The following is a 25,604-nucleotide window of genomic DNA, read 5'->3' as shown; positions in this document are numbered from 1 at the left end:
CCGTTAGCCGACATCATGTGCTCCAGCGGCACAAAGTGTCACTACCCGAGTGACATTTGAGCCTGTTGTGACGGTAGATGTGTCTGATGCTGTTCGCGTTCCCACAGTTCCGCTTCGTCTTCGGCCGCCCGTAGCGCACCCGCCCCCGTCGCGCAAGGTCAATTCGCCGAGTGGTTATTCGGTGTAAAACCTGCCGGTGGATAACGCGGCGCGGGCCCCCGCATGATGGCTGGGCCTGGGCGGACAGGCGTGGCCGAGAAGCGGGACGAGGTCCCGGAGCGGCCCGGACACCGCGCCCAGGCCGTGTCGGTGACGACGCGACACTTCCCGCCCGGGCATCGGTTCGCGGGGAGTGGGCTGTCCGCGGAGCTCTCGCACGACCGCACACCCGCAAGGTGAAGGGACCAATCATGCTCTCAGCCGAGAAGAACCGGATCCTGTCGGAAGTGGGACCCGGTACGCCGATGGGCGAACTGCTCCGCCGGTACTGGCACCCGATTGCTCCGGTCCTGGAACTGAGCGAGCGGAGCGTCAAGCCCGTCAAGCTGCTCGGCGAGGACCTCGTCCTGTTCCGCAAGCCCGACGGAAGCCACGGCCTGATCACCCGGCACTGCCCGCACCGGGGCACCGACCTCAGCACCGGCTGGGTCGACGGCGACCTGATGCGCTGCCCGTACCACGGCTGGGGCTTCGACGCCGAGGGCCGGTGCGCGAGCCAGCCGTTCGAAGAGGCGGGCCCCTCCGGCGGGTTCCGCGACAAGGCCGGCGTCACCGCCTACCCCACCGCCACGCTCGGCGGGCTGATCTGGGCCTACCTGGGCCCTGACCCGGCACCGCTGCTGCCCGACTTCGAGCTCTTCAGCTGGGAGCACGGCTTCGTCGAGATCATCATGACCGAGCTGCCGTGCAACTGGTTCCAGTGCCACGAGAACGGCATGGACCCCGTGCACTTCGAGTGGCTGCACCTGAACGGGAACGCCGTGCGGACCAACCCGGCCGACCCCGAGTACGTACCGCGGCACCTGTCCATCGACTTCCTGGAATTCGAGTACGGCTTCGTCAACGGCAGGGTCGTGGAGGTCCCCGCCGTCCCGCCCAAGGGCACGTACGCGGGGACGAACGACGTGAGCGAGGGCGGCATCCTCTGCCTCTGGCCGTACACGCTCGCCTCCGGCAACACGATCGAGTTCCGCGTCCCGGTGGACGACCGGCGCACCCTCAACATCACGTGGCAGTACTCGGTGCTGCCGGACGACGTGCCCCCGGGGAAGCAGGAACAGGACAAGATCCCGTACTGGTACGGGCCGCTCACCGACCCGGAGACCGGCGAGATCCTCACCTCGCACACCGGAAACCAGGACTTCTCCGCATGGGTCGGCCAGGGCGCCGTCGCCGACCGCACCACGGAGAGCCTGGGGCGCAGCGACAAGGGCATCACCCTGCTGCGGCGCCGGTTCTTCGAGGCGATGCAGCAGGTCGAGAAGGGCGAGGACCCGCCGGGCACGGTGCGCGACCCCGCGGCCAACGTGAAGATCCAGCTCCCGCTGATGGGCAAGTCCCTCTACACCGCAGGCATGCCGCGCGACGTCTTCGAGGAGAAGCTCGCCGCCCGCAAGAAGAGCGGCCTGTTCGGCATCGGCGGCTTCCTGACCGTCCAGGCGGGTCGCCCGGACCACCTCCAGAAGGAGTACGACGAGATCGCCGGCGTCGCGCAGACGCCGGCGGAGGGCACCGTCTGACGCCGGCCGCCCCGGCCGGGCGCGGCGGCTCCGGGAATCCGTGCACGCCGCGCACACCGGCCCGTGCCCGTACTACGGCACCCGCGCCGTCCATTCCTCGCTGCTGTACTTGCCGGAGGCGAGTTCTTCGGCCCGTGCCATCTCCTCGTCCGTGACGTGCCCCCGCGTGAGGCCGTAGCGGGTGCGGAAGGAGGTGAGCATGCGGTCGATGACCTCGGTGCGCGGCAGGCCGGTCTGGCGACGCAGGGGGTCCACCCGCTTCTTGGCGCTCTTGGTGCCCTTGTCGGACATCTTCTCCTTGCCGATGCGCAGCACGTCGAGCATCTTGTCGGCGTCGATGTCGTACGACATCGTCACGTGGTGCAGCACGGCGCCGTTGCCGCCGGCGAGGCGCTTCTGCGCGGCGCCGGCGATCTTGCCTTCCTTGGAGGTGATGTCGTTCAGGGGCTGGTACCAGGCTTTGATCCCCATGTCGCCGAGCGCGTTGAGCACCCAGTCGTCCAGGTAGGCGTAGGAGTCGGCGAACGACAGCCCGGAGACGAGGGAGGCCGGTACCGAAAGGGAGTACGTGATGGTGTTCTCGGCCTCCACGAACATGGCCCCGCCACCCGAGATCCGGCGCACCACGGTGACTCCGTGACGCGCCGCCCCCTCGGGGTCGACTTCATTGCGAAGAGACTGGAAGCTGCCGATGATGACGGCCGGGGCGCCCCATTCCCAGACGCGGAGGGTGGGGGCGCGGCGCCCGGCCGCGACCTCCTCGGTGAGGACCTGGTCGAGGGCCATGTGAAGGGCGGGAGACTGCGGCGGCTCGTGGATGAGCTGCCAGTCGTAGTCCGTCCAGTCGGTGGCCTGGGCCAGGGCCCGGCGCACGGAAACCGCGACTCCTTCGGCCGTGATGCCGTACATCACGGTGTGCGGGGGGAGTGCCGCCTCGATCCGTGCGGTGAGCCCCGCGGCGTCGGTGTCGGCGGGGGCGCCTTCGAGGGCCTGGTCGATGGCTGCGAGAGCCTCGTCGGGTTCGAGGAAGAAGTCACCCGCCACCCGCACGTTGCGCAGCACGCCATCCTGATTGTCCAGGTCCACGACTACGAGCTTCCCGCCAGGAACCTTGTACTCGCCGTGCATATGACTTCGCCTCCATCGTCGTAATAGACCCAACAGTATCGCGGCATGGAGCGAGGCATTTCGAAGGTGCCGGTCCGAGGCCGGACTCTCGCCGGAGGAGAATGTCCAAAGGCTTTCGGGGGCCTCGTCGCCGAACGGATACTTCACGGCGGCCGCGAAAGCGAGCGGCCCACGCCATGGAATTCACCGGGATACGACACCGGCGGGGGCGGCATGTGGCCGTCCCCGCCGGTGCGTTGGTGTGCCGCCGTTCAGCGTTGCTGCCGCCTACGGGCGCGGAGTGCCGAGGCGAAGGTGACGGCGGCGAGGATCAGGCAGGCCGCTCCCGCCGTGGCCGTCCTCGGTGCCAGGTCGGCCCACGCGTTACCGGCGTCGGCGTTCAGCCACGCCAGCACGGTCAGGAGCCAGAGCGGCAGCCCGGCCCAGACCAGTACCCCCGCCAGCCAACGCAGCGCCGGCCCGGTGCTGTGCCCGGCCGCGCGGTACGCCCGCACGGCCAGCAGCACCTGCACCAGGAAGTACGCCTCGCCCGCCAGGAGCCCCAGCCAGTAGGAGCCCGTCAGCCAGGCGGTGGCGGGGACGCCGGCCACCATCGCGGCGGCTCCGGCCGCGGCCCACAGGGCCGTACCGGCCCGGAGGCAGGTACGCGCTCGGAAGGTGGGCACCTCAGTCTCCGTCCGGGGCGATCGTCATGTGGGGCGTCTTGTCGTCACAGTAGATCACCCGTTTCGGTGTCTCGTTGGTCGAGGAGAGCGGCGGGACCGTGATGTTCCACGGATTTCCGCCGTTGCCCCGGACCGCGATGTCGCACTTTCCGTAGGCATTCCCCTTGTCCGAGGTCACACCGGGGACGTTGGAGAAGTCCGCGAAATTGCCGCGCTGCACCGGGCCGGTCGCGGGCTTTCCGGTCTGATCAATCATGCGGTCGTTGTGGTACAGGTACAGGTCCGGCATGTAACCCTGGTACACGAGGCCGTAATTCGGCTTGTTGTCCGCGTTGGGAACCGCCTGCGTCGACTTGACCGACCCGTCCGAGCAGAACGCGACGGAGATGTTCTGCCAGATCGGCGGGGCGGCGTACAGCAGGGACCCGGAGGCACCGGGAATGTCCAGCTTCCTGAAGAACATGTTGTAGAAGTCACCCGCGGTGTCCGCGACCTCCCGCGGCAGCTTGCCGCCGTCGGCCGCCTTCCGCAGCTGGTCCACCCATGCCTTCATGTTCTTGTCGGTGGACGCGGCGCCGCCCAGCGGCCGGTAGCCGTCCACGCCGCCGCCGATCGTCTTGACCTTCAGGCACCGGCCCGACGCGTCGATGGCCGGGGTGCTGTGGTGCGGCAGGTAGGCCCGCGCCGGGGTCCAGCCGGTCTCCAGCGGGTTGCGCACCCGCGTCGTCTTCCCGGTGACGGTGTTGGCGTCGAGGGCGTCGTACGACAGGTCGGGCATCGTGATGCCGCTCTTCCCGTAGTCGGCGACGGTGGCCTTGACGAAATCGGCGACGAACGGCGCGATCCGCGTATTGCCCACCCGCCAGTTCACGGCGAAGTCCTCGGAGTCCTCGACGATTTCTCCGTCGTCCCCGACGACGTAGCCGGCGTCGATGTGCGTCTTGTTCTTGTAGTCGAGGTCCGACGCGAAGGCGTCCGCCGGCTTCTTGGCGCCGGGAAGGGGATTGGTGAAGCCCATCCACTGCGCCTGGGACGCGGCGCCGGTCAGCGACGTACCGGCATCGGCGACCTTCTTCGACCACGTCCGCATGGCCGCGAGGGTCTTGGGTCCGAGGCAGCCCTTTTCGGCGGTGCCGGCGGCGCAGGCCGGGAATTCGGTGAGGCCCTTCACCCGCGGCTTGCTCTTGTCGTTCCAGGGTGCTCCGCCGACCGTCTTGTTGCGGGCCCAGTCGTAGAGCGTCTGCCGGTCACGGATGGGGGTGTTGAAGGGGCTGGGGGTTTTGGTGTCCAGGTTCTGGTGCGGGTCGATCGTGGCGACCGCGTCGAAGGAGTGCTGGACCCATTTGCCCTTCATCGGGGCGACGGCGACGGCGTCGAAGGCGATGTCGTCGTCCCCGGTGCCGCCCGGGGTGATGCTGGAGAGTGTGACCTTCGGCTTTCCGTCGAAGAGGAACGCGCCGACGGTGACCCAGCGGTTCTTGCCCTTGCCTCCCTGGTTGAGCTGGTCGACGACCCGGGTCCGCTTGCCCTTGGCGGTCTCGATCTCGTACGTGGCGGCCTTGGTCTGCGCCCCGTGGTCGGGGAGGTGGACCATGACCTTGGCCGGGCCGGAGACCTTGCGGTCGAAGTTCCAGCTGCCGGTGACCTTCATCCGGCGGCCCTTGGCGTCGTCCTTGCGGGTGTGGGCGAACCAGAAGTGGCTGCCGTAGCCGGCGCCGAGCTGCTGGAAGTCGATCTTCGCCGAGTCGGTGGCGAAGTCCAGCCGGAAGGAGCCGCTGTTCTTCTTCGGCTGTGCGCAGCCCGGCCGCACGACCGGCGTGCCGTCCGGCACGTCGTCGACGACCAGCGCGTTGCCGGGCAGTCCCGAGGTGGAGCAGTTGGGCGGATAGGCGGTGCCGTCCGCCTCCTCCTTGTAGGAGTCGTTGAACCTCAGCAGCTCATTGCCGCACTGTCCCTTGTCGCACTTCTTCCACGTCACCGGCTTGTTCCACCAGCACTTGAGGTCCTTGCGGTTGCAGGCCCCCAGCCCCGGCTCGTTCTTGTCGTCCGGGCCGATCCTGCTCGGGTCGCAGTCGTTGTCGGCGGTGCAGAACAGGCCCTCGGGCGGCTTGACGGTCGTACGGTCCGCGAAGTTCGTCCACCATGCCTGGCGGAAGCCGTGCACCATCTTGCCCGGGGACTCCAGGGCCTCCAGCGGGCGGGCGGCCCAGCCCAGCACCTTCTCCTGGTAGGGCCAGTCCTGCGGGTGGGCGGCGTCCTTGTAGTTGTCGCCGCCGGTCGCGCTCTCCAGGAAGGGCCGGCGGTTGGCCTTCCACAGCGGGTTGGCCGGGTTGTTGGTGAAGCCCACACCCCACTTGCCACCGTTCTTGCCCGCCTCGGACTTGGGGTAGTACCCAGAGTTGTAGGCCCACAGGGCGAAGAACCAGTTCTCCATGTACTTCGGATCACCGTTGTTGACGGTCAGGCCGTCCTTGTGGGTCTGGTTCCACTTGTCGGCGAGGATGTTGACGCCCGCCGCGATGTTGGCCGTGTAGTCCAGCGCCGCGGCTTCCTGTTGCAGCTTGGTCTTCAGCTGCTCTTCCGGCTTCTCCTTGCCCTGGATGCGCATCCCGTCGGTGACCTGGGTGATGCCGTAACCGCAGTCGGCCTTGTCCCAGTGGATGCCCCACGGGTCGTTCTGCCGGCCGTTGGCCGCGTACGTGATGCCGTAGTAGTTGCCGATCAGCGGGTTGCCGGTGACGCCCGGCACGACTACGCGCGACGCCTGCCACATGTTGGACTCCTGCGCGGTGACGCCGAGCATCACCTGCGCGGGAATCCGGCCGCCGCCCTCCAGTTGCAGGAGCGGGAAGAGGGACTGGGGCCGGTAGGCGCCCATGCCGAGGTTCTTCCAGTTGGCCGGCCGCGAGATGTGCTTGTTCAGGTTGTTGGTGACCGCCTGGTCCACCGCCCACTCGATCTGCCGCGGCTTGGGCTGCAGGGCCTGCTTGCGCGGGTCGTTGCGGGGCACGGAGCAGTACCGGCCGGGTTCGGCGGTGTCGTTGACGGAACTGGCCGGCCGCGCGTGGAAGGCCGCGGTACGGGCCGCGGCGGAGCCTGCCGGGGCGGTCAGCGCGGGGGAGGGCGCGGCGCCCTGGGCCGGGTCGCCGACCGCCTGATGCCCGGGGTCGATCCGGAATCCGGCCTGCCGGCCGGTGTCCAGGACCTTCACGTCCACGTCCGCCGAGCGCGGCGCGAGGGCCTGCTCCGGGGCGGTACGGGGGTCGTTGCCGTCCGACCACTCCGTACGGGTCACCAGCGCCTTGCCGTGGGTGGTGGCGCGGGCGCCCGGGTCCACGTCGGTACGGCGCTTGACCGACCCGGGCAGCTTGTCCGCGCCCTGGGTCTCACCGGTGATGAAGACCTCGCCGGTGGCACTGCTGGACAGGTCCATGCTGTGCAGCGGGCCGCGGGCCAGGAGAGCCGGCTTGGCACGCCGGGCGTCCGGCCGGCCGATGTCGTCCGCGGTGATCCGACGGGCCTCGCCCCTGTCCTGTTCCCCGTTCCCGGCCGCGGCGGCCGAGCGGGTGGCGGGAGCCGTGTAGGCCATGGGACTCGGGCCGGACGTACCGGCAGGGCGGTCCAGGTAGGTGACGCCGCCGTCGGCATCCGGCTTGAGCTGGAAGGGAATCCGGCCGGTACGGGCGATGGTGCGGCGCCCACCCGACTTGTCGATCGTCACCAGGCGGTTGGAGTCGGCCGCGACGAAGCCCTTGCCGACCGGTACGGCCGAGGTGACCTGGCCCTTCAGTTCGAGCGGTGCGCTCAGCCCGCCGGTGGCGGCATCGACCTCGACGAGGCGGGTGGCGCCCTTGTCCTCGCCGCCGTCCTGGGTGAGCACCGCGGTCTCGCCGGTGCCGCACCCCGGGCTGAAGTAGGCCAGCGACGCCTGCCGGTTCAGCTTCTTCACCGCGCCGGTCGCGAGGTCGACCACGGCGGTGAACGCGCCGCGAGCCATCAGCTCCGGCTTGTTGGTGAACGCACGCGGCGCGTAGGCGACCACGGCCCGCTTGCCCGAGCCCGTCACACACGCGTTGCCGATCCACATGTCGGTGTCGAAACCGGGCTCGCGCAGGGTGGCGGCGGTGCGCCACTCGTACGCCTGGTTCTGGTCGGCGACCAGGACGTGGAACCCCTCGGCGTCTCCGCTGGTGGTCCAGGCCCGGTCGGGGGACGTGTGCCAGTCCTTGCCCAGCACCGCGTCCCGGTCGGCGTGCTTCACCACCGAGGAGCGCTGTGGCGCGGGGTCGTCCTGCGGGCGGTCGTCGGCCTGGGCGGTGGTCTGGAGAAGCGAGGTGAACATCGCCGCGGCGGCCGCCACGGCGATGGGTGCCCGCCATCTGGTTCTCAAGTGGTGTATCAAAAATCTTCCTCGATCGTCCGCGGCGGGTACCGCGGCATGGTGGCTTGCGCGCATGGCCTGCCTGGCGGCGGGCGGGCGGCGCGCAGACAGGCGCGGTGGTGACGCAGCGCGTCAAAGCCCGTGGCCGGCCCGGACGTCGAACCGGACGGCGCGGTCGTCACCCGGCTGCGCGGGCCGGTAGATCCCGGCGCGCGACGGCAACGATTCCGAGACGTCTGCCGAAATGCCTGGGAAAAGGCGAAAACAAGAAGTGATCAATCCTTATGAATATCGAAATACGCCCGGTCGTCAGGGGGCGTGTGTGTCCGCGAGTCAGCCGACCGTGGACGTATGCGCCGGGCGAAGCGCGGCAAAAGGAAACCGATGGCTTCCCGCCCCGTGTGAAGGGCTTCGGCAGACGGCGCGGAGCCGGCTACCGCCGCGTTGCCCTGGCCGCCGCTCGCAGTGCGGCGACGCGGTCACCGGCTTTGCAGCGGACATTCCGTGGAATGAATGCGGCCTTCGAAGGTCGGCCAGGCGCTCGCATCACCCTACGACAGGAAAGATCATCCTCATACTTTGCATTTGTCCTCGAAAGGCTTCAATTGGACATAACTCCTTCATGGGGTCATGTTGCTTGGATCACGGTTGTGCGGAGCCGGATCACAAAGAGGTCAACAGCGCATAAAGGTGTCCGAGACCTGGGGTGCGCCGAAGGGGCCGGACCCTCAGGGAGCGAGAGTGGCGAGCAACTCGGGGAGGGCGGTTCCGATGGGGGTGCGAATCGTTTCCGCGGCCAGGTCGTCATACGGGGTGGGCTCGGCGTTCACGATGACCAGCCGGGCCCCGTGCTCGGCGGCCACCCCGGCGAGCGAGGCGGCGGGCTGGACCTGGAGGCTCGTGCCCACCGCGATGAAGACGTCGGCCGCCTTGGCCACGCTCGTCGCCGTACCGAGCACCCGAGGGTCGAGCCGCTCGCCGAACATCACCGTCGCCGACTTGAGGATGCCCCCGCAGGCGGTGCACGCCGGGTCGGGGTCGCCGGCGGCCACCCGGGCGAGGGCCTCGGACATCGGCGACCGGGCGTGGCAGCGGGTGCAGGCGGCGGTGCGGGCCGTGCCGTGCAGTTCCAGCACCTTGCGGTCCGGTACGCCCGCGAGCTGGTGCAGCCCGTCGACGTTCTGCGTGATGACACGGACCGGTACGCCGGACCGCTCCAGCCGGGCGATCGCTTCGTGGGCCGCGTTCGGCCGGGCGCGCAGGGCCGGGCTGTCCTGCCGCATCCGCCAGGAACGGCGCCGGATGTCCGGGTCGTTCATGTAGTACTCGTACGTCACGAGCTTCTCCGCCTCGGGGTCCCGCCGCCACAGCCCGTTCGGCCCGCGGTAGTCCGGGATGCCGGAGTCGGTGGAGATGCCCGCGCCGCTGAGGATCGCCACCAGGGGGCGCCGGGCGGAGTCGTGGGAGGTCGGGGCGCTGGCGGGGTCCGTACCGGTCATGCCGCGAGCGTACGCAGCGGCCGCGGGGACGGCGAGCGGATTCGGGCGGGCGAATGCACCGGCGCCTTCGTGGGCGGTCCGGTGCCTTCGTGGGCGTCCGGTGGCATCGTCGGGCCCGGGGCGGGGGAGAGGGCGGTAAGAGAGTTCGTACATCGAAGCGAGGAGCCACGTGTTCACCACCCGCCCCACCCTCCAGGGAACCTTCGGCATGGCCGCGACCACGCACTGGCTGGCCTCACAGTCCGCGATGGCCGTACTGGAGGACGGCGGCAACGCCTATGACGCGGCGGTGGCCGCCGGGTTCGTGCTGCACGTCGTCGAGCCGCACCTGAACGGTCCGGCGGGCGAGGTGCCGATCGTGCTCGCGCCCGCGGGCGGGCCGGTGCGGGTGCTGTGCGGCCAGGGCCCGGCCCCCGCGGGGGCGAGCGTGGCGCACTACACCTCGCTCGGGCTCGGGCTGGTGCCCGGCACCGGGCCGCTCGCCGCCGCCGTGCCCGGCGCGTTCGACGCGTGGATGCTGCTGTTGCGGGACTACGGCACCAAGGCCCTGGGCGAGGTGCTCAAGTACGCCGTCGGGTACGCGGAGCACGGGCACCCGGCCGTCGAGCGGGTCGGCGAGACGGTCGCGACCGTACGGGAACTGTTCGAGACCGAGTGGATATCGTCCGCCGAGATCTACCTTCCGCAGGGGCAGCCGGTCGCACCCGGCGGGCTGCTCAAAAACCGGCCGCTGGCGGCCACTTGGCGCCGTCTGATCGGTGAGGCCGAGGCCGCCGCCACCGGCCGGGAGGCGCGGATCGACGCCGCCCGGCGGATCTGGCGCGAGGGTTTCGTCGGCGAGGCGCTGGCCGCCTTCGCCGCCCGGCCTGCCATGGACACCTCCGGCGAGCGGCACGCCGGCACGCTCACGGGCGACGACCTGGCGGCCTTCTCCGCGACGTACGAGGACCCGGTCACCTACGACTGGAACGGCTGGACCGTGGCGAAGGCCGGCGGCTGGTCGCAGGGGCCGGTGCTGCTTCAACAGCTCGCCCTGCTGCCGCCGGAGCTGCCCGAGTACGGGAGCGCCGAGTACGTGCACCTGCTGATCGAGGGCTGCAAGCTGGCCATGGCCGACCGCGAGGCGTGGTACGGCGACGCCGCCGAGGTGCCGCTCGGAACGCTGCTGAGCGAGGACTACAACGCGGCGCGGCGGGCCCTGGTCGGCGAGCACGCCTCGTACGAGCTGCGGCCCGGCAGCCCGGACGGCCGCACGCCCCGGCTGGGCAAGCACGCCCTGGCGGTCGCGGCGGGCGAGGACGCCGCAGCGGCGCCGGGCGCCGGCAGCGGCGCGGGCGAGCCCACCGTGGCCGGGCCCGGCACGCCCGGTGCCGCACCCCTCATCGCGCCCGAGGTCGACCGGAGCGGTGCCACCCGCGGCGACACCTGCCACATCGACATCGTGGACCGCTGGGGCAACATGGTGTCCGCGACGCCCTCCGGCGGCTGGCTCCAGTCCAACCCGGTGGTCCCCGCGCTCGGCTTCCCGCTCGGCACGCGCCTGCAGATGACGTGGCTGGAGGAGGGGCTGCCGAACTCGCTGACGCCCGGCCGCCGGCCGCGCACCACCCTCACGCCGTCGCTGGCGCTGCGCGACGGCGTGCCGGTGATGGCGTTCGGCACCCCCGGCGGCGACCAGCAGGACCAGTGGCAGCTGCACTTCCTGCTGGCGGCGGCGCTGCGCGCCCCCGTGCGCGGCGGCCTCGACCTCCAGGGCGCCATCGACGCCCCGAACTGGCACAACGACTCCTTCCCCGGCTCCTTCTTCCCGCGCGCCATGCGGCCGGGCGCCGTCACCGTCGAGTCCCGGATCGGCGCGCAGGTGATCGGGGAGCTGCGGCGCCGCGGGCACGCGGTGACCGTCGGGGACCCGTGGTCGGAAGGGCGGCTGTCGGCGGTGGCGCGCGACCCGGAGACGGGTGTGCTGTCGGCGGCGGCGAACCCGCGCGGGATGCAGGGGTACGCGGTGGGGCGGTAGACGGGGCGCACGCACCGGGCCCGGGGGCCCGGCATCCGGAGTTCACCTCCTGTCCAGGTCCTGTGTCAGTGGGTCGTGGTTCGATGGAGTCATGATCGAAGCGATTCGTACGGATACGGGAGACACGACGGAAGAGCCGGGCGCGGCGGGCGGACCCGCCGCGCACACCGCTGACGGGGTGCTGCGGGCGCTGGACACGGCAGCGGTGGAGGACGCCGTCCGCAAGGCGGCGGCGGCCGAGATCATGCCGAGGTTCCGGCAGCTCGCCGCCCACGAGGTGGTGGAGAAGAACGGCCCGCACGACCTCGTCACGGTCGCCGACCGGCTGGCCGAGGAGCACCTGACCGCCGCCCTGACGACCCTGCTGCCCGGCTCGCTGGTGGTCGGCGAGGAGGCGGTGCACGCCGACCCGGCGGTGCTCGAAGCGCTGGCCGGTGACGCGCCGGTGTGGATCGTCGACCCGGTCGACGGCACCCGCCAGTTCGTGCACGGCGACCCGGGCTTCGCCACGCTCGTCACCCTGGCGCTCCGCGGCGAGCTGCTGGCCTCCTGGACGTACGCGCCCGCCCTCGACCTGATGGCCACCGCCCGCCGCGGCGCCGGCGCCGAGCTGAACGGGACGCCGCTGTGCCCGGGGCCCCCGGCGGCCGGTGCGGGGCTGGACGTGGCGATATCGCACTACGACTTCACCACCGACGAGCAGAAGCGGGTGCTGGCCGCCCTGGAGACCGACGGCGTCGCCCCGCGCCCCTGCGGCTCGGCGGGCCTGGAGTACCTGCACATCGCGCAGGGCCGGATCGACGCGGTGGCTTTCAGCTGGGAGAACGCCTGGGACCACGCGGCCGGGCTGCTGCTCGTCCACGAGGCGGGCGGCGCGAGCGGCACGGTCGCCGGCGAGCCGTTCCGGATCGCCGGCGGCAACGCGCTGCCCTTCACCGCCGCACGGGACGCGGAGACCGCCCGGCGTATCCTCGGTCTGCTGGCTGCCGCCAACTGATCCTCAAGGGCGAGGGTCGCACACGAGGGGAGTGGCGCAGGTGCCGACGATGCTCGATGCCGTGGTGATCGGGGCGGGCCCCAACGGGCTGACGGCGGCCGTCGAACTGGCCCGCCGCGGCCTGGCCGTCGAGGTCTTCGAGGCCCACGACACCATCGGGGGCGGCGCCCGTACCGAGGAGCTGACCCTCCCCGGCTTCCGGCACGACCCCTGCTCGGCGGTGCACCCGCTCGCCGTGGGCTCGCCGGCGTTCGCCGCCCTGGACCTGGAGCGGCACGGCCTGCGGTGGCTGCACCCCGACCTTCCGCTGGCCCACCCCTTTCCCGACGGTACGGCCGCGGTGCTCGCCCGTTCCGTCGGCGAGACGGCGATGTCCCTCGGCGTGCACGACGCCGGGACGTACCGCAGGCTGCTCACGCCCTTCCTCGGCAAGTGGGACACCCTCGCCGCGGACTTCCTGCGCACCCAGTGGCTCGGCGTGCCGCGCGACCCGGTGACGTATGCCCGGTTCGGCCTGGCCGCGGCCCAGCCGGCCGCGCTCCTCAACCGCCGGTTCCGGGACCAGAAGGCGCGCGGCCTGTTCGCCGGCCTCGCCGCCCATGTCATCGCGCCGCTCAGCAGCCCCGGCACGGGCGGCGCCGCCCTGATGTTCGCCCTGGCCGCGCACGCGGGCGGCTGGCCGGTCCCGCGCGGCGGCTCCCAGGCCATCCCCGACGCCCTGGCCGCGCTGCTGCGCCTGCACGGCGGTGTGGTCCACACGGGGTACGAGGTCAAGCGGCTGGACGACCTGCCGCCGGCCCGCGCGTACGTCTTCGACACCTCGCCGACCGCCCTGGCCCGGATCGCGGGGCTCGGCAACGCCTACCGCGGCGTACGGTACGGCCCCGGCGTCTTCAAGATCGACTACGCGCTGTCGGGCCCGGTGCCGTGGACGTCGGACGCCGCCCGACGGGCCGGCACCGTGCACCTCGGCCCCACCAGCGGCGAGATCGGCACCGCCCTGCGCGCCGCCGCCGACGGCCGCGCCCCGTCCGTCCCCTTCCTGATCACCTCGCAGCCGAGTCTGGTCGATCCCACCCGCGCCCCCGAGGGCAAGCACACCTTCTGGGTGTACGGCCACGTACCGCACGGCTGGGAGGGCGACGCGACGGAGGCGGTGGAACGCCAACTGGAGCGCTTCGCGCCCGGGTTCCGCGACCTGGTGCTGGCCCGTGCCGTCGCCGGGCCGCCCCGGCTGGCCGCCCGCAACGCCAACTACGTGGGCGGGGACATCGGCGCGGGCTCGGCGGCGGGCCTCGGCCTGCTCGTCCGGCCCAAGCTGTCCCGCGTCCCGTACACCACCGCCCACCCGGCGGTCTTCCTGTGCTCCCAGTCCACCCCGCCGGGCCCCGGCGTCCACGGCATGCCGGGCCACCACGCCGCCAGGGCGGTCTGGCGCCGCCTGCGCCCCGCCGGCTGACCGGGGCCGCCGGATATCGCGTGCCGCGCCGCCGCCGGAGGGGCAGACTCGCTCCATGGCGGACATACGGGCGTCGGCGGACATGGGGGCGTTCCTGGACGCGGTCGGCGGCTGGGCGGCCGGCGGCCCCGGCGGACCGGCGGGCGACCTGGCCGTGCGGCTGGGGGTGCGCACGGCGGTGCTGCTGGAAGGGCCGAGCGACCTCGCGGCCGTCGAGGCGCTGGCCGCGCGGCGTGGCCGCGACCTGGCCGCCGAGGGGGTGTGCGTCGTGCCGATGGGCGGGGCGATGAGCGTCGGCCGCTACGTCGGCCTCCTCGGGCCGCCCGGTCTGGGACTGCGCCTGGCAGGGCTGTGCGACGAGGGCGAACAGCGCTTCTACGACCGTGCTCTGGAGCGGGCGCGGGCGCCGCGCCGTGGCTTCTTCGTGTGTGTGGCGGACCTGGAGGACGAACTCGTCCGCGCGCTGGGCACGGCGAGAGTCGAGGAGATCGTCGCGGCGGAGGGCGACCTGCGCCCCTGGCAGACCTTCCTGCACCAGCCCGCACAGCACGGCCGGTCCCGGCAGCAGCAGTTGCGGCGCTTCCTCGGTACGAAGAAGGGCCGCAAGATCCGCTACGGCCGCCTCCTCGTCGAGGCCCTCGCCCCCGGCCGGGTGCCGGCCCCGCTCGACGACCTCCTCGCGAGCCTCTGAGCGGCGCGCTCAGAGGTCCAGCACCAGCCGCGGGCCCAGCGCGCGGGACACGCAGGCGTACATCCGGCCCTCGGGGGCGCCGACGTCGTCGCGGTGCTCGACCTCCCCGTCGAGGACGGTGATCTCGCAACTGCCGCAGACGCCTTCGCGGCACCCGGACGCCACGGGGAGCCCGGCGTGGTCCAGGGCGTTCAGCAGCGACTCGTCGGCATCCACCCGGACCGTACGCCCCGACCGGGCGCACGCGACCTCGAACGCCGTGTCGGGGGCGAACACCTTGGGCGTCGGCTGGAACCGTTCCAAGCGCAGCTGTTCCGCCGGGAAGGCGGCCTCCGCCGCCGTGAGCATGGGGGCCGGGCCGCAGCAGTAGACCAGCGTGCCGGGTTCCAGCTCCGCCGCCATCGCCCTGAGGTCCGGCCTGCCGTGCTGCCGCGTGGCGACGATGCGTACGGCGTCGCCGTAGGCGGAGCGCAGGTCGTCCGCGAAGGGCATGGTGTCGACCGAAGGACCCACGTACACGAGCGAGGCGGGCAGCCCCGCCCCGGCCGCCGCACGCAGCATCGGCAGGACGGCGGTGATGCCGATGCCCCCGGCGAGGAAGAGGTAGCGCGGTGCGGGGACGAGGGGGAAGTTGTTGCGGGGCAGCGACACGTCGAGCGGGCGGCCCTGGCGCAGGAAACGGTGGATGAATTCGGAGCCGCCCCGGCTGAGCGGCTCGTACCGCACGGCGAGGCGGTAGGTCTCCAGGGCCGCCGGGTCGCCGCACAGTGAGTACTGCCGGGTCAGCCAGTTCGGCAGGGCCACGTCGACGTGGGCGCCCGGCTCCCAGGGCGCCAGCGGCCCGTCGGTGCCGCGCAGCACGAGGGAGACGACGTTTTCGGTGACCCGGTCGATGCGGTCGATGACGGTCCGCTGCATCGGTGATTCCCTTTCCTGCACGGTCAGTAGAGCTTGCGGTAGGCCTCTTCGAGGACGGCCTCGAACTGCTTCGGGTCGACGTCGGGCCCGAGCTGCGAGGCGGCGATCTCGCCGGCCGACGGCATCTCGTCGGCGAGGGCCTGGCTCGCCGGGTCCCACAGCCGGGACCGGATGAGCGCACGGCCGCAGTGGAAGTACGCCTCGGCCACCTCGACGACGATCGCCAGGTCCGGTTCCTTGGCCTCGGTGCGCATCCGGGTGAGCACGTCGGGCTCGTCGGTGGGGTAGGCGCTGCCGTTGACCCGCAGGGTCTCCCGCACCCCGGGGACCAGGAAGAGCAGCCCGACCCCGTCGTTCTCCGCGATGTTGCGGAAGGAGTCGGCGATCTTGTTGCCCGGCCGGTCGGGTATCGCGAGAGTGTACGGGTCGAGGACCTTGACGAAACCGGGGTAGTCGCCGCGCGGTGAGCAGTCGGCGCGTCCCGCCGCGTCCGCCGTGGCCAGCGACATGAAAGGCGACAGCGCGATGAAGCGGCGGCCGAGATCGTCGATATGGTCGTGGATCTTGTCCTTGACCGTGGCGTGCGGTGCGCCGAGCCGGGCGCGCACCTCGTCGGGGGACAGCCGCCTGGGCCTGGTGCCGTTAGGGGTCATGAGGCCTCCTCAAGTGCTCCGTCGCAGCTCATGGCACTATTGTGAGCAATTGCTCAGGTCCTCGCCACTCGCTTTCGAGGGGCCGCCCAGGAGGTGTCATGCCAGCGGACCGCCGCGGGATCCAGCCACGTAAACAGCCACGCCAGGCCCGCGCCGAAGCCACCAGACAGCGCATCCTCACCGCGGCTGCTCACGTTTTCGCCGAGTACGGCTACGCCGCGGGAACCACCAACCGCATCGCCGAGCGGGCGCGCGTCTCGATCGGCTCGCTGTACCAGTACTACCCGAACAAGGATGCGATCCTGGTGGAGTTGGTGACCCGGCACCTCGACGCCGGGATCGCCGCCGCCGACAGCCACCGGGACGGGCAGCTGCCCGACTCCCTGGAAGAGACCGTCCGGCTCTTCGTGCGCACCTCGATCGGCAACCACCTCGACGATCCCCAACTGCTGCGCGTCATGGCCGAGCAGGCGCCCAGGGCCCCCGAACTGCTCGACAAGATCTACCGGCACAAGCAGGCACGGACCGCCTACGTGCACGACCTGATCGCCGGCCACCCCGAGGTCGAGGTCGAGGACACGCAGGTCGCCGCCCAGCTGGTCGTGGCCACGATCGAACTCGTCGTCCACCAGCTGCTCGCCGCACCGGACCCCGTCGACGTCACCCGCTTCGAGAACGAACTCGTCGCCATGCTCACCGGCTACCTCACCACGGCCCGGTGACGTCCCCGCCGGCACCCGGCGCCGGGCCATGATGGCCGTATGACCGCACACACACCCGCCCTCACCCTCGTCGCGGGCGACATCACCGAACAGCAGGTGGACGCCGTCGTGAACGCCGCCAACTCCTCGCTCCTGGGCGGCGGGGGCGTGGACGGCGCGATCCACCGGCGCGGCGGGCCCGAGATCCTCGCCGAGTGCCGCGCGCTGCGCGCCTCGCACTACGGGCGGGGGCTGGGCACCGGCCGGGCCGTGGCGACCACGGCCGGCCGGCTGCCGGCCCGCTGGGTGATCCACACCGTCGGGCCCGTCTGGGCGAAGTCCGAGGACCGCTCGGACCTGCTCGCTTCCTGCTACCGCGAGTCGCTGCGGGTCGCCGACGGGCTGGGCGCCCGGACCGTCGCCTTCCCCGCCGTCTCCACCGGGGTCTACCGGTGGCCTGTGGACGACGCGGCCCGCATCGCCGTCGAGACGGTGCGGGCCGCCCGGACGGCCGTGGCCGAGGTGCGCTTCGTCCTCTTCGACGAGCGGGCGTACGAGGCGTTCGCCGCGCAGGTGGGCTGACCGGCCGCGGGCCGCGACCGTACGGCGCCCCCGCTCAGCCGGACGCGATCCGCGCCGACACGCACGGATCCTCGTTGCGGTAGCCGAGGCGGTCGTAGAGCCGCTCGGCGGGCGCGTTGTCGGCCAGCTGCCACAGCGTGCAGAACCCGTGCCGGCGCACGGTGTGCCGGGTCAGCCACGAGGTCAGCGCCGCGCCGAGCCCCTGCCCGCGCTGGGCGGCGTCGGTCGCGACCGACGCCATCAGCGGGGCGCCGCTGTCCCGCAGGCTGCTCATGGCGCCGCAGGCCACCAGCCGCCCGTCCGCGCCGCGGATGCCGGCCCAGAGGCTGACGTCCGCTGACCCAGGGCCGGTCGAGTGGGCCGGGCTGTGCTCGTTGAGGAAGGCGAGCAGCTCGTCGTGGTGGCTCTCGTCGAGCGTGACCACCCGGTCCTCCGCCGGGTGGACGGCCGGTTCCTCCAGCGTCCAGCGGAAGATCCACTCGACCACGTCGGTCACCGCCAGGTGCCGGCCGGCCAGCGTCTCGGTGCCGCGCGGCCCGGTGAACTCCCGTACGCGGCCGGGCAGACCCTGCGCGGCCCGCACGACGAGACCGGCGGCGGCATCGGGTTCGCCGACGCTCCACACGTGCCCGCGGGCATCGTCGAGCCAGGCGGCGGCACCGGCGCCGGACCAGCCGATCCGGTCGGCGGGCCGCTGCCGTGCGGCGCCGAATCGCAGGAGGGCGGCACCCTCCTGGAGCTCCAGGCCCTGCGTGAACAGGTCCGCGGTCCGGGGAAGAAGAGTCGTTGCCTGCATCACTCTCTGGAAAAGGACGTAGGGAGGGGAACGACTCCGGACACGCGCGGGCGCGGCCGGAACCGTCCGTCTGAAGTAGGGGGTCCCGGCAGCGGCAGCGCACGCGGCGCGCCCGGCCGACCGGGTCGGCCCACTCTCGCACACGGGCCCCGGCCCGAAGCAAATTCGCGGCGGGTGCCGTATGCCACCCCGCAGCGACGCGCCGGACCGCGGCGCCCCCGCTGGTCACCGCACGCTGATGTCGGAAAACCGCCAGCCCGGCGCTCGTGGCTGCCGGATGCTGGGTCCATGCACACCGACTTCGAGCGCTGTCTGCGCGCCGTACAGTCCAAGGACGCCAGGTTCGACGGCTGGTTCTACACGGCGGTGCGCACCACGCGTATCTACTGCCGCCCCAGTTGTCCGGTGGTGCCGCCCAAGCCCCAGAACATGACCTTCTACCCGAGCGCCGCCGCCGCCCAGCAGGCCGGATACCGCGCCTGTAAGCGGTGCCGCCCGGACGCCAGCCCCGGTTCGCCGCAGTGGGACGAGCGCGCCGACCTCGTGGCGCGGGCCATGCGGCTGATCGCCGACGGCATCGTGGACCGCGAGGGCGTCCCCGGGCTCGCCGCCCGGCTCGGCTACAGCACCCGCCAGGTCGAACGGCAGCTGCTGGCCGAGCTCGGCGCCGGTCCGCTCGCGCTGGCCCGCGCGCAGCGCGCCCAGACCGCCCGGCTGCTCATCGAGACCAGCGAACTCCCCATGGCGGACGTGGCGTTCGCCGCCGGGTTCGCCAGCATCCGCACCTTCAACGAGACCGTGCGGGAGGTGTTCGCGCTCGCGCCGACCGAGCTGCGGCAGCGCGCCAGGCCAGGCGCCGGCGCCGCCCTGCCCGGCACGCTCGCCCTGCGGCTGCCCTTCCGGCAGCCGCTGTGCCCCGACAACCTCTTCGGGCACCTGGCCGCGACCGCCGTACCGGGCGTGGAGGAGTGGCGGGACGGCGCGTACCGGCGCACGCTCGGCCTCCCGTACGGGCACGGCATCGTCGCCCTCAGCCCGCGCCCCGGCCACATCGACTGCCGGCTCTCCCTCACCGACCTGCGCGACCTCGCCGGAGCCATCGCGCGCTGCCGCCGGCTGCTCGACCTGGACGCCGACCCGGAGGCGGTCGACGGACTGCTGGGCGAGGACCCCGTGCTGGCCCCGCTGGTCCGCAAGGCGCCGGGGCGGCGGGTGCCGCGCACGGTGGACGCGGACGAGTTCGCGGTCCGTGCCGTACTGGGCCAGCAGGTGTCCACCGCGGCGGCCCGTACGCACGCCGGCCGGCTGGTCACCGCGCACGGGGAGAAGATCGACGATCCGGCGGGCGGTCTCACCCACCTCTTCCCTCCGGCCGCCGCGCTCGCCGGCCTCGACCCCGAGGCGCTGGCCATGCCGCGCACCCGGCGCGCCACGCTCACCGGGCTGGTCGCGGCCCTGGCCGGCGGGGACGTCCAGCTCGGCGTCGGCACCGACCGCGAGCGGGCCCGCGCCCGGCTTGCCGCGCTGCCCGGCGTGGGCCCGTGGACCGTCGAGTGCATCGCCATGCGGGCCCTCGGCGACCCGGACGCCTTCACGCCGACCGACCTCGGCCTGCGCCGTGCCGCCGCGCACCTCGGGCTGCCCGCCACCCCGGCGGCGCTCGTACGGCACTCGGCGCGCTGGCGCCCGTGGCGCGCGTACGCCGTCCAGTACCTCTGGGCCACCGACGACCACCCCATCAACCACCTCCCCACCGACTGAGGCGCACCATGTCCGTTCTCGAAGGCACCGGCGGCGAGCGCTGCCACGCCGTCCTGCCCGACACCCCGTACGGCCCGCTGACCTTGGTGGCCGAGGGGGACACTCTCGTCGGCCTCTACATGACCGATCAGCGCCACCGCCCGCCCGAGGAGTCCTTCGGCCCGCCGGAGGACCCGCTGACCCCGCCCTTCGCCGAGACCGTCCGGCAGCTCCGCGCCTACTTCGACGGCACCCTGACCGACTTCGACCTGCCGCTCGCCCCGCACGGAACGCCCTTCCAGCGGGTCGTCTGGGACGCCCTGCGCGAGATCCCGTACGGCGCGACGCTCTCGTACGGGCAGCTCGCCGAGCGCATCGGCAAGCCCTCGGCGGCCCGCGCGGTCGGCCTCGCCAACGGCAAGAACCCGATCGGCATCATCATCCCCTGCCACCGCGTCATCGGCGCGAGCGGAAGCCTGACCGGCTACGGCGGCGGACTCGACCGCAAGCGCCTGTTGCTGGACTTCGAGCAGGGCTCAGCCCTGCCCGGCACCCACGACCTCGCGCACGTCCGCCACCAGCCGCTCGGCGGCCTCCAGTGAAAGCGACAACTCGGTCCCGGTTCGCCCGAGTCGACCGAGCAGCGCGCCTGCCCGCTCTTCGAAGCCGGGCGGCGTATCCGGCAGGGAAGCCGCTGCCGCGAGCGCGCCCTTCTCGTTGATGCACCAGGTCCGGTGGTGGGCGTGCAGCGCCTGCGTGAGGTCGCCCACCGCCCGGGCCAGGCACAGCGCGGTATGCAAGGTGTCCGCGGACGCGGCGGACTTGCCCGCCATGGCCACGGAGAACCCGGCGTCCTAGACCGCCGTGCCCGTCAGCGCGGCCCGCAGCGGCTCCGGGTACTCGCGCATCTCCTCCTGGAGACGGCCCAGTTCGCCGGTGGGGTCGGCCAGCAGGCGGGCCAGGGCCAGTTCGCCCGCGTACGCCGGGGACCAGAACCCCAGCGGGTGGCCCGCCTGGGCGCCGATCTCGAACCGGCCCGCCCGGCACTCCCGCCACACCCCCGACACCCGGTCGGCGTCCCGCAGGAGCCAGTCGACACGGCTGCCGTCCGGCATCACCAGCCAGGCGCCGCCGTTGACCCAGTCGCCCCACGCGCCCGGCGCGTGGATCTCCACGGGCGAGCCGGTGACCTCCGCCGCCAGGTCCGCGAGGGCCGCCAGACCGGGTTCGCCGCGGTAGTAGACGCCCAAGTCCCAGTCGGAGTCCGGACGGTGGGTGCCCCTGGCCCGGCTGCCTCCCAGCGTCACACCGACGACGCCGGGCACCTTCGCCAGGGCGGCCGCCCCGCTCTCCGCCCAGTAGTCCTCACCCGACTCGAAACGCGACGCGTACGCCCGCCCGGAGCGGTCCGTGCTCTCCTTCATGCCGGCAGCCTAGGACGCCGCCTCCCACCGCCGCGCGGCAGTTTCTCAGCACAGCAGGGTGCGCACGTCCGCCAGCAGGTCCACCTGATGGCGCCAGTCGCCGCCCGCGAACCTCATCAGGATGCGGGTGACGCCCGCGCCGCAGTACCTGTGCAGGCGTTCCGCGGCCTCCCGGAGCCCGCCGGTCACGGGTACGTCCGCGAAGCGTCCGGCCGGGGAGCCGTGGGCGGCGGCGAGGCCCGCCGCGATGTCCGCCCGGCCGGGCAGACCCGCTTCCGTACCGAGTACGCCGGTGGTGCCGACGGCGACGACCGGGAGCTTACGGCCGTACACGGCCGCGACTTCGGCCAGCCGCACCGCGCCCTCGGCCACTTCGGCGGGCGGCACCAGGGAAGGGAACCAGCCGTCGCCCAGCCGCGCGGCGCGCCGTACCGCGCCGGGGGAGTTGCCGCCGATCCAGACCGGCGGCACCGGCACGGCCGGCACCGGGCCGGCCTCCGCGCCACCGGCCTCGTACGGCAGCGGCACCGGCTCGCCGGCGAGCAGCCGGGGCAGCAGCCGCAGCGCCGAGTCGGTCCGCCGGCCCCGCTCCTCGTACGGCACGCCGGCCGCCGCCCACTGCTCGCGCCCGCCGCCCGGCTCCACGCCCAGCACCAGCCGCCCGTCCGCGGCGTGCTGGAGGCTCGCGATCCGCCGGGCGGCCAGGGCCAGCGGCCGGAGCGCCGGTACGCGCACCCCGCCGACGACGGTGACACGCCCGGTCGCGGCGGCCGCCGTCGCCAGCGCCGCCGCGGCGTCCGGCGCCGCGCCGCCCGCCGGCCGGTCCCCGTGCGAGACGAGGTCGAGCCCGGCCTGTTCCGCGTGCCGGGCCGCGTCCGCGAGGCCCAGCTTCTGCGCGCGTCGCACGGCGGGCGACGGCAGCACCACACCCACCGCCAGGCGGCCCGGCGGGACCGCGGAATCCGGGAGAAACGTCATACGGCGACGATGCAACTTCAAGGGGACTTGAGGTCAAGGGGACTTGGGCAAGGGGTCTTGAGGTCACGGGGACGTTCCCGTGTCGTCCCCGGCCCGCTTGGCGTCCGCGGCCCGTCGCAGCCGCGGGTGCCGGACCCGCCCCTGTTCGGTGATCGTCTCGCCGACGATGGTGCGCACCGCGTCCCGCAGCCCGTGCAGCGCCTGGTGGCGCGCGGGCCCGGCGCCGGGGTCCTCGCGCAGTTCCTTGAGCAGCGCCCAGCACAGCGCCAGCATCACGAACACGAACGGCAGCGCGACCAGGATCGTCGCCGTCTGGAGCGAGTCCAGCCCGCCGGCCACCAGCAGCACCGCGGCGACCGCGGCCATCAGGATGCCCCAGGTGACCACCAGCCAGGTCCGCGGGTGCAGCGCGCCCCGGCTGGTCAGCGACCCCATGACCAGGGAGGCGGAGTCGGCGCTGGTGATGAAGTACGTCATCACCAGGATCATCGCCACCCAGGAGGTGACGGTGCCGGCCGGCAGCGCGTCCAGCATCCCGAACAGCGACGCCTCCGCGTCCTGCGCGTTCCCGGCCAGGTCGGCGTGGCCGCCGGCGTCCAGCCGGATCGCGCTGCCGCCCATGACGCAGAACCAGACCATCGTCGCGGCGCTGGGCACCAGCAGTACGCCGAACAGAAACTCGCGGATGGTGCGGCCGTGGGAGATGCGGGCGATGAACGTGCCGACGAACGGGGCCCAGGACAGCCACCACGCCCAGTAGAAGATCGTCCAGGCGCCGAGCCAGTCAGCGTCGGTGAACGCGCCCGTCCGCGAGGCCATCGGCAGCAGGTCGTCGAGGTAGCCGCCGACGCTCGCCGGGATGCTGTCCAGGACGTACACCGTCGGGCCGAGCACGAAGACGAACAGCATCAGCAGCGCGGCCAGCACGATGTTGAGGGTGGACAGCCACTTGACGCCCTTGTGCAGCCCGGAGAAGGCCGACGCCACGAACGCGGCGGACAGCGCGGCGATGATGACCAGCTGCACGGTCGTGCTGTCCGCCGCTCCGGTGGTGATGTTGAGGCCCTTGGCGACCTGGAGGGCGCCGAGGCCCAGGCTGGTGGCCGTGCCGAAGACCGTCGCGAAGACGGCCAGCAGGTCGATCAGGTGGCCCAGCCGCCCGCCGGCCCGCCGCTCGCCGATCAGCGGTACGAACGCGGAGCTGAGCCGGTTGCTGCGCCCCTTGCGGAAGCCCGCGTAGGCCAGTGCGAGGCCCGCGATGCCGTAGATGGCCCACGGCGTCAGGGTCCAGTGGAAGAACGAGTACCCCAGGGCGGTACGGGCCGCGGCGCCGCTCTGCGGGGCGACACCGCTCGCGGGCGGCGGGGAGACGTAGTGCTGGAGGGGTTCGCCCACCCCGTAGAACATCAAGCCGATTCCCATGCCGGCGCTGAACATCATCGCGATCCACGCGAGATTTCCGAATTCCGGCTCCGCGTCGTCCTTGCCGAGCCGGATTCTGCCGAAACGGCTGAACGCGATGAGCACGCACATGACGAGAAAAGAGTCGGCGGCCACCACGAAAAGCCAGCCGAAATTCCCCAGCACCCAGTCCAGCGCGGTACCGCTGACCGATGCGAAATTCTTTTTTCCCAGGGCGGCCCAGGCCACCACCGCGACGACCGCGGCGGCGCCGACGCCGACCAGGGCGAGGTCGGGCGGCGGGTCGTGCTCCGCGCCGCCGGGCACGGCCTCCGGCGTCGGTTCCTCGGACGTCTGCGCGCTCATGGCGTCCCACTATGACCCGGAAAAGGCGCTATGCCGGATGGGCGCGCCGTACGGCGTCCCCGGTCCCTGTTCGCCGGGCCCCGCGCCGGATAAGGTCGCAACGGCGCGACTGCCAGTTCGAAAGCAAGGGGAAACAGTGGCGGACGCAGCAAGGACACCGGCGGCCGACCGGGACCGGGCCCCCCGGGTCTTGATCGCCGCGGACAAATTCAAGGGCTCGCTGACGGCCGTCGAGGTCGCCGGGCACGTCACGGCCGGGCTGCGCCGGGCCGTCCCCGGCCTGGCGGTGGAGTCCGTCCCGGTCGCGGACGGCGGCGACGGCACGGTCGCCGCCGCGCTGGCGGCGGGCTTCGCCCGGCACGAGGCGCGCGTGACCGGCCCCACCGGAGACCCGGTGACGGCCACCTTCGCGCTCCACGAGGACGGCACGGCCGTGGTGGAGATGGCGGAGGCATCGGGCCTGCAACACCTGCCCGAGGGGTGCTTCGCGCCGCTCACGGCCACCACGTACGGCACCGGCGAACTGCTGCGCGCGGCGCTGGACGCGGGCGCCGCCACCATCGTCTTCGGCGTCGGCGGCAGCGCCACGACCGACGGCGGCGCCGGCATGCTCGCCGCCCTCGGCGCCCGCTTCCTGGACGCGGCCGGCGCGCCGCTCCCGCCCGGCGGCGGCCCGCTGCGCGACCTGGCCACCGCCGACCTCTCGGGCCTGGACCCGCGGCTCGCCCGTACGGAGGTCGTCCTCGCCAGCGACGTGGACAACCCGCTCACCGGCCCCAAGGGCGCCCCCGCCGTCTACGGGCCGCAGAAGGGCGCGAGCGAGCAGGACGTGGCGGCCCTGGACGCGGCCCTCGCCCACTACGCCAAGGTCCTGGAGGGCGCCGTGGGGCCGCGCGCCGCCGAGTACGCCCTCGCGCCCGGCGCGGGCGCGGCGGGCGGCATCGGCTACGGCGCCCTCGTCGGCCTGGGCGCCGCCTTCCGGCCGGGCATCGACGTCATGCTGGAGGTGCTGGGCTTCGCCCCGGCCCTCGCCCGCGCCACCTTCGTCGTCACCGGCGAGGGCTCGCTGGACGAGCAGACCCTGCACGGCAAGGCGCCGGCCGGCGTCGCGGCGGCGGCCAGGGCGGCGGGCCTGGACGTGGCGGCGGTCTGCGGGCGCCTGGCCCTGCCGCCGGAGGCCCTGGGGCGGGCCGGCATCCGCCGCGCCTATGCCCTGACCGAGCTGGAGCCCGACCCGGACCGCTGCATGGCCGAGGCCGGCCCCCTCCTGGAGCGCGCCGCGGAAGCCCTGGCCCGGGACTTCCTGCTGTGAGGCGCTGAGGAGCGCGGGCCCGGGGCGCGCGGCCCCCGGCCCCCCCCCCCCCCCCCACCCCCAAAAACCCCCCCCGCCCAGATAGCCGCCGCCGGGGGGGTGGTGGGGCGGGGGTCCCCGGGACCCGACGCGGTGATCCCCCGGGGCGGCCCACCGG

Annotated in this window: 19 protein-coding genes and 1 pseudogene; 10 read left to right on the top strand and 10 right to left on the bottom strand. The window is 72.9% G+C overall.

The window, feature by feature from the left end; all coding sequences use genetic code 11:
* Positions 1 to 410 precede the first annotated feature (410 nt).
* Positions 411 to 1,739 (top strand): Rieske 2Fe-2S domain-containing protein, encoded by a 1,329-nt coding sequence (locus ACH4OW_RS10145; protein WP_360124009.1) that lies wholly within the window; start codon positions 411 to 413, stop codon positions 1,737 to 1,739.
* Between the two features lie 72 nt (positions 1,740 to 1,811).
* Here the strand turns inward: ACH4OW_RS10145 and ACH4OW_RS10140 are convergent, their stop codons facing one another.
* From ACH4OW_RS10140 to ACH4OW_RS10125, 4 genes are all read right to left on the bottom strand, one after another.
* Positions 1,812 to 2,867 (bottom strand): biotin/lipoate A/B protein ligase family protein, encoded by a 1,056-nt coding sequence (locus tag ACH4OW_RS10140; RefSeq protein WP_398026470.1) that lies wholly within the window; start codon positions 2,865 to 2,867, stop codon positions 1,812 to 1,814.
* 251 nt (positions 2,868 to 3,118) lie between these two features.
* A complete protein-coding gene (locus tag ACH4OW_RS10135; RefSeq protein WP_398026468.1) occupies positions 3,119 to 3,532 on the bottom strand; it encodes a hypothetical protein in 414 nt (137 codons plus the stop codon).
* Between the two features lies 1 nt (position 3,533).
* A complete protein-coding gene (locus ACH4OW_RS10130; protein WP_398026466.1) occupies positions 3,534 to 7,922 on the bottom strand; it encodes a hypothetical protein in 4,389 nt (1,462 codons plus the stop codon).
* 719 nt (positions 7,923 to 8,641) lie between these two features.
* Complete coding sequence (locus tag ACH4OW_RS10125) at positions 8,642 to 9,412, bottom strand: Sir2 family NAD-dependent protein deacetylase (protein WP_360123997.1); 771 nt, start codon at positions 9,410 to 9,412, stop codon at positions 8,642 to 8,644.
* 169 nt (positions 9,413 to 9,581) lie between these two features.
* Here ACH4OW_RS10125 and ACH4OW_RS10120 point away from each other — a divergent pair, with 169 nt between their 5' ends.
* The 4 genes from ACH4OW_RS10120 (at position 9,582) to ACH4OW_RS10105 (ending at position 14,576) form a co-directional block, all read left to right on the top strand.
* On the top strand, positions 9,582 to 11,429 hold the full coding sequence (locus tag ACH4OW_RS10120) for a gamma-glutamyltransferase family protein (protein ID WP_398026463.1): 1,848 nt from the start codon (positions 9,582 to 9,584) through the stop codon (positions 11,427 to 11,429).
* Between the two features lie 91 nt (positions 11,430 to 11,520).
* Positions 11,521 to 12,426, top strand: a complete 906-nt coding sequence (locus ACH4OW_RS10115; RefSeq protein ID WP_398026461.1) for an inositol monophosphatase family protein — start codon at positions 11,521 to 11,523, stop codon at positions 12,424 to 12,426.
* A 40-nt stretch (positions 12,427 to 12,466) separates the two neighbouring features.
* On the top strand, positions 12,467 to 13,885 hold the full coding sequence (locus tag ACH4OW_RS10110) for a phytoene desaturase family protein (protein WP_398026460.1): 1,419 nt from the start codon (positions 12,467 to 12,469) through the stop codon (positions 13,883 to 13,885).
* A gap of 82 nt (positions 13,886 to 13,967) precedes the next feature.
* Positions 13,968 to 14,576 carry a TOPRIM nucleotidyl transferase/hydrolase domain-containing protein gene (locus ACH4OW_RS10105; protein WP_398026649.1) on the top strand — a complete coding sequence of 203 codons (609 nt, stop codon included), beginning with the start codon at positions 13,968 to 13,970 and terminating at the stop codon, positions 14,574 to 14,576.
* A gap of 9 nt (positions 14,577 to 14,585) precedes the next feature.
* Here ACH4OW_RS10105 and ACH4OW_RS10100 read toward each other — a convergent pair whose 3' ends face one another.
* A complete protein-coding gene (locus ACH4OW_RS10100; protein WP_398026458.1) occupies positions 14,586 to 15,494 on the bottom strand; it encodes a PDR/VanB family oxidoreductase in 909 nt (302 codons plus the stop codon).
* A 23-nt stretch (positions 15,495 to 15,517) separates the two neighbouring features.
* Positions 15,518 to 16,147: an MSMEG_1061 family FMN-dependent PPOX-type flavoprotein gene (locus ACH4OW_RS10095; RefSeq protein ID WP_398026456.1), complete on the bottom strand. Its 630-nt coding sequence runs from the start codon at positions 16,145 to 16,147 to the stop codon at positions 15,518 to 15,520.
* 98 nt (positions 16,148 to 16,245) lie between these two features.
* Between ACH4OW_RS10095 and ACH4OW_RS10090 the strand changes: the two genes are divergently transcribed.
* Entirely contained in the window at positions 16,246 to 16,869 is a 624-nt protein-coding gene (locus tag ACH4OW_RS10090) for a TetR/AcrR family transcriptional regulator (RefSeq protein ID WP_398026454.1), read from the top strand.
* 39 nt (positions 16,870 to 16,908) lie between these two features.
* On the top strand, positions 16,909 to 17,430 hold the full coding sequence (locus ACH4OW_RS10085) for an O-acetyl-ADP-ribose deacetylase (RefSeq protein ID WP_398026452.1): 522 nt from the start codon (positions 16,909 to 16,911) through the stop codon (positions 17,428 to 17,430).
* Positions 17,431 to 17,464: 34 nt separating this feature from the next.
* Here ACH4OW_RS10085 and ACH4OW_RS10080 read toward each other — a convergent pair whose 3' ends face one another.
* Positions 17,465 to 18,226, bottom strand: a complete 762-nt coding sequence (locus tag ACH4OW_RS10080) for a GNAT family N-acetyltransferase (RefSeq protein ID WP_360123973.1) — start codon at positions 18,224 to 18,226, stop codon at positions 17,465 to 17,467.
* Positions 18,227 to 18,514: 288 nt separating this feature from the next.
* On the opposite strand from ACH4OW_RS10080, the gene ACH4OW_RS10075 reads away from it, so the two are divergent.
* Both ACH4OW_RS10075 and ACH4OW_RS10070 read left to right on the top strand, forming a co-directional pair.
* Positions 18,515 to 19,987, top strand: coding sequence for an AlkA N-terminal domain-containing protein (locus ACH4OW_RS10075; protein ID WP_398026450.1), 1,473 nt, complete (start codon positions 18,515 to 18,517; stop codon positions 19,985 to 19,987).
* Positions 19,988 to 19,995: 8 nt separating this feature from the next.
* Positions 19,996 to 20,568 carry a methylated-DNA--[protein]-cysteine S-methyltransferase gene (locus ACH4OW_RS10070; protein ID WP_398026448.1) on the top strand — a complete coding sequence of 191 codons (573 nt, stop codon included), beginning with the start codon at positions 19,996 to 19,998 and terminating at the stop codon, positions 20,566 to 20,568.
* Here the strand turns inward: ACH4OW_RS10070 and ACH4OW_RS10065 are convergent.
* The 3 genes and pseudogenes from ACH4OW_RS10065 to ACH4OW_RS10055 all read right to left on the bottom strand — a co-directional run bounded on the left by ACH4OW_RS10065 (position 20,503) and on the right by ACH4OW_RS10055 (position 24,135).
* Positions 20,503 to 21,390: pseudogene (locus ACH4OW_RS10065) on the bottom strand (nucleotidyltransferase domain-containing protein). The gene ACH4OW_RS10070 and the pseudogene ACH4OW_RS10065 sit on opposite strands and share 66 nt — an antisense overlap.
* A 45-nt stretch (positions 21,391 to 21,435) precedes the next feature.
* Entirely contained in the window at positions 21,436 to 22,368 is a 933-nt protein-coding gene (locus ACH4OW_RS10060; RefSeq protein WP_360123961.1) for an LLM class flavin-dependent oxidoreductase, read from the bottom strand.
* A gap of 63 nt (positions 22,369 to 22,431) precedes the next feature.
* Complete coding sequence (locus tag ACH4OW_RS10055) at positions 22,432 to 24,135, bottom strand: BCCT family transporter (RefSeq protein ID WP_360123958.1); 1,704 nt, start codon at positions 24,133 to 24,135, stop codon at positions 22,432 to 22,434.
* A gap of 136 nt (positions 24,136 to 24,271) precedes the next feature.
* Here ACH4OW_RS10055 and ACH4OW_RS10050 point away from each other — a divergent pair, with 136 nt between their 5' ends.
* Positions 24,272 to 25,447 (top strand): glycerate kinase, encoded by a 1,176-nt coding sequence (locus ACH4OW_RS10050; protein ID WP_398026445.1) that lies wholly within the window; start codon positions 24,272 to 24,274, stop codon positions 25,445 to 25,447.
* Positions 25,448 to 25,604 lie beyond the last annotated feature (157 nt).

Origin of the sequence: Streptomyces sp. NPDC017056, from assembly GCF_044332485.1 — a bacterium.
In the GTDB taxonomy this organism is placed as follows: Bacteria; Actinomycetota; Actinomycetes; order Streptomycetales; family Streptomycetaceae; genus Streptomyces.
Note: the sequence above shows the minus strand (reverse complement) of the source record. Positions and strands in the feature narration are given on the sequence as shown.

Excerpts from the sequence above, each read along its gene's own strand:
- ACH4OW_RS10055 (WP_360123958.1), bottom strand. The coding sequence starts at position 24,135 with ATGAGCGCGCAGACGTCCGAGGAACCGACGCCGGAGGCCGTGCCCGGC.
- ACH4OW_RS10070 (WP_398026448.1), top strand. The coding sequence starts at position 19,996 with ATGTCCGTTCTCGAAGGCACCGGCGGCGAGCGCTGCCACGCCGTCCTG.
- ACH4OW_RS10080 (WP_360123973.1), bottom strand. The coding sequence starts at position 18,226 with ATGCAGGCAACGACTCTTCTTCCCCGGACCGCGGACCTGTTCACGCAG.
- ACH4OW_RS10140 (WP_398026470.1), bottom strand. The coding sequence starts at position 2,867 with ATGCACGGCGAGTACAAGGTTCCTGGCGGGAAGCTCGTAGTCGTGGAC.
- ACH4OW_RS10100 (WP_398026458.1), bottom strand. The coding sequence starts at position 15,494 with ATGCAGCGGACCGTCATCGACCGCATCGACCGGGTCACCGAAAACGTC.
- ACH4OW_RS10105 (WP_398026649.1), top strand. The coding sequence starts at position 13,968 with ATGGGGGCGTTCCTGGACGCGGTCGGCGGCTGGGCGGCCGGCGGCCCC.
- ACH4OW_RS10060 (WP_360123961.1), bottom strand. The coding sequence starts at position 22,368 with ATGACGTTTCTCCCGGATTCCGCGGTCCCGCCGGGCCGCCTGGCGGTG.
- ACH4OW_RS10085 (WP_398026452.1), top strand. The coding sequence starts at position 16,909 with ATGACCGCACACACACCCGCCCTCACCCTCGTCGCGGGCGACATCACC.
- ACH4OW_RS10090 (WP_398026454.1), top strand. The coding sequence starts at position 16,246 with ATGCCAGCGGACCGCCGCGGGATCCAGCCACGTAAACAGCCACGCCAG.
- ACH4OW_RS10095 (WP_398026456.1), bottom strand. The coding sequence starts at position 16,147 with ATGACCCCTAACGGCACCAGGCCCAGGCGGCTGTCCCCCGACGAGGTG.
- ACH4OW_RS10075 (WP_398026450.1), top strand. The coding sequence starts at position 18,515 with ATGCACACCGACTTCGAGCGCTGTCTGCGCGCCGTACAGTCCAAGGAC.
- ACH4OW_RS10125 (WP_360123997.1), bottom strand. The coding sequence starts at position 9,412 with ATGACCGGTACGGACCCCGCCAGCGCCCCGACCTCCCACGACTCCGCC.
- ACH4OW_RS10145 (WP_360124009.1), top strand. The coding sequence starts at position 411 with ATGCTCTCAGCCGAGAAGAACCGGATCCTGTCGGAAGTGGGACCCGGT.
- ACH4OW_RS10115 (WP_398026461.1), top strand. The coding sequence starts at position 11,521 with ATGATCGAAGCGATTCGTACGGATACGGGAGACACGACGGAAGAGCCG.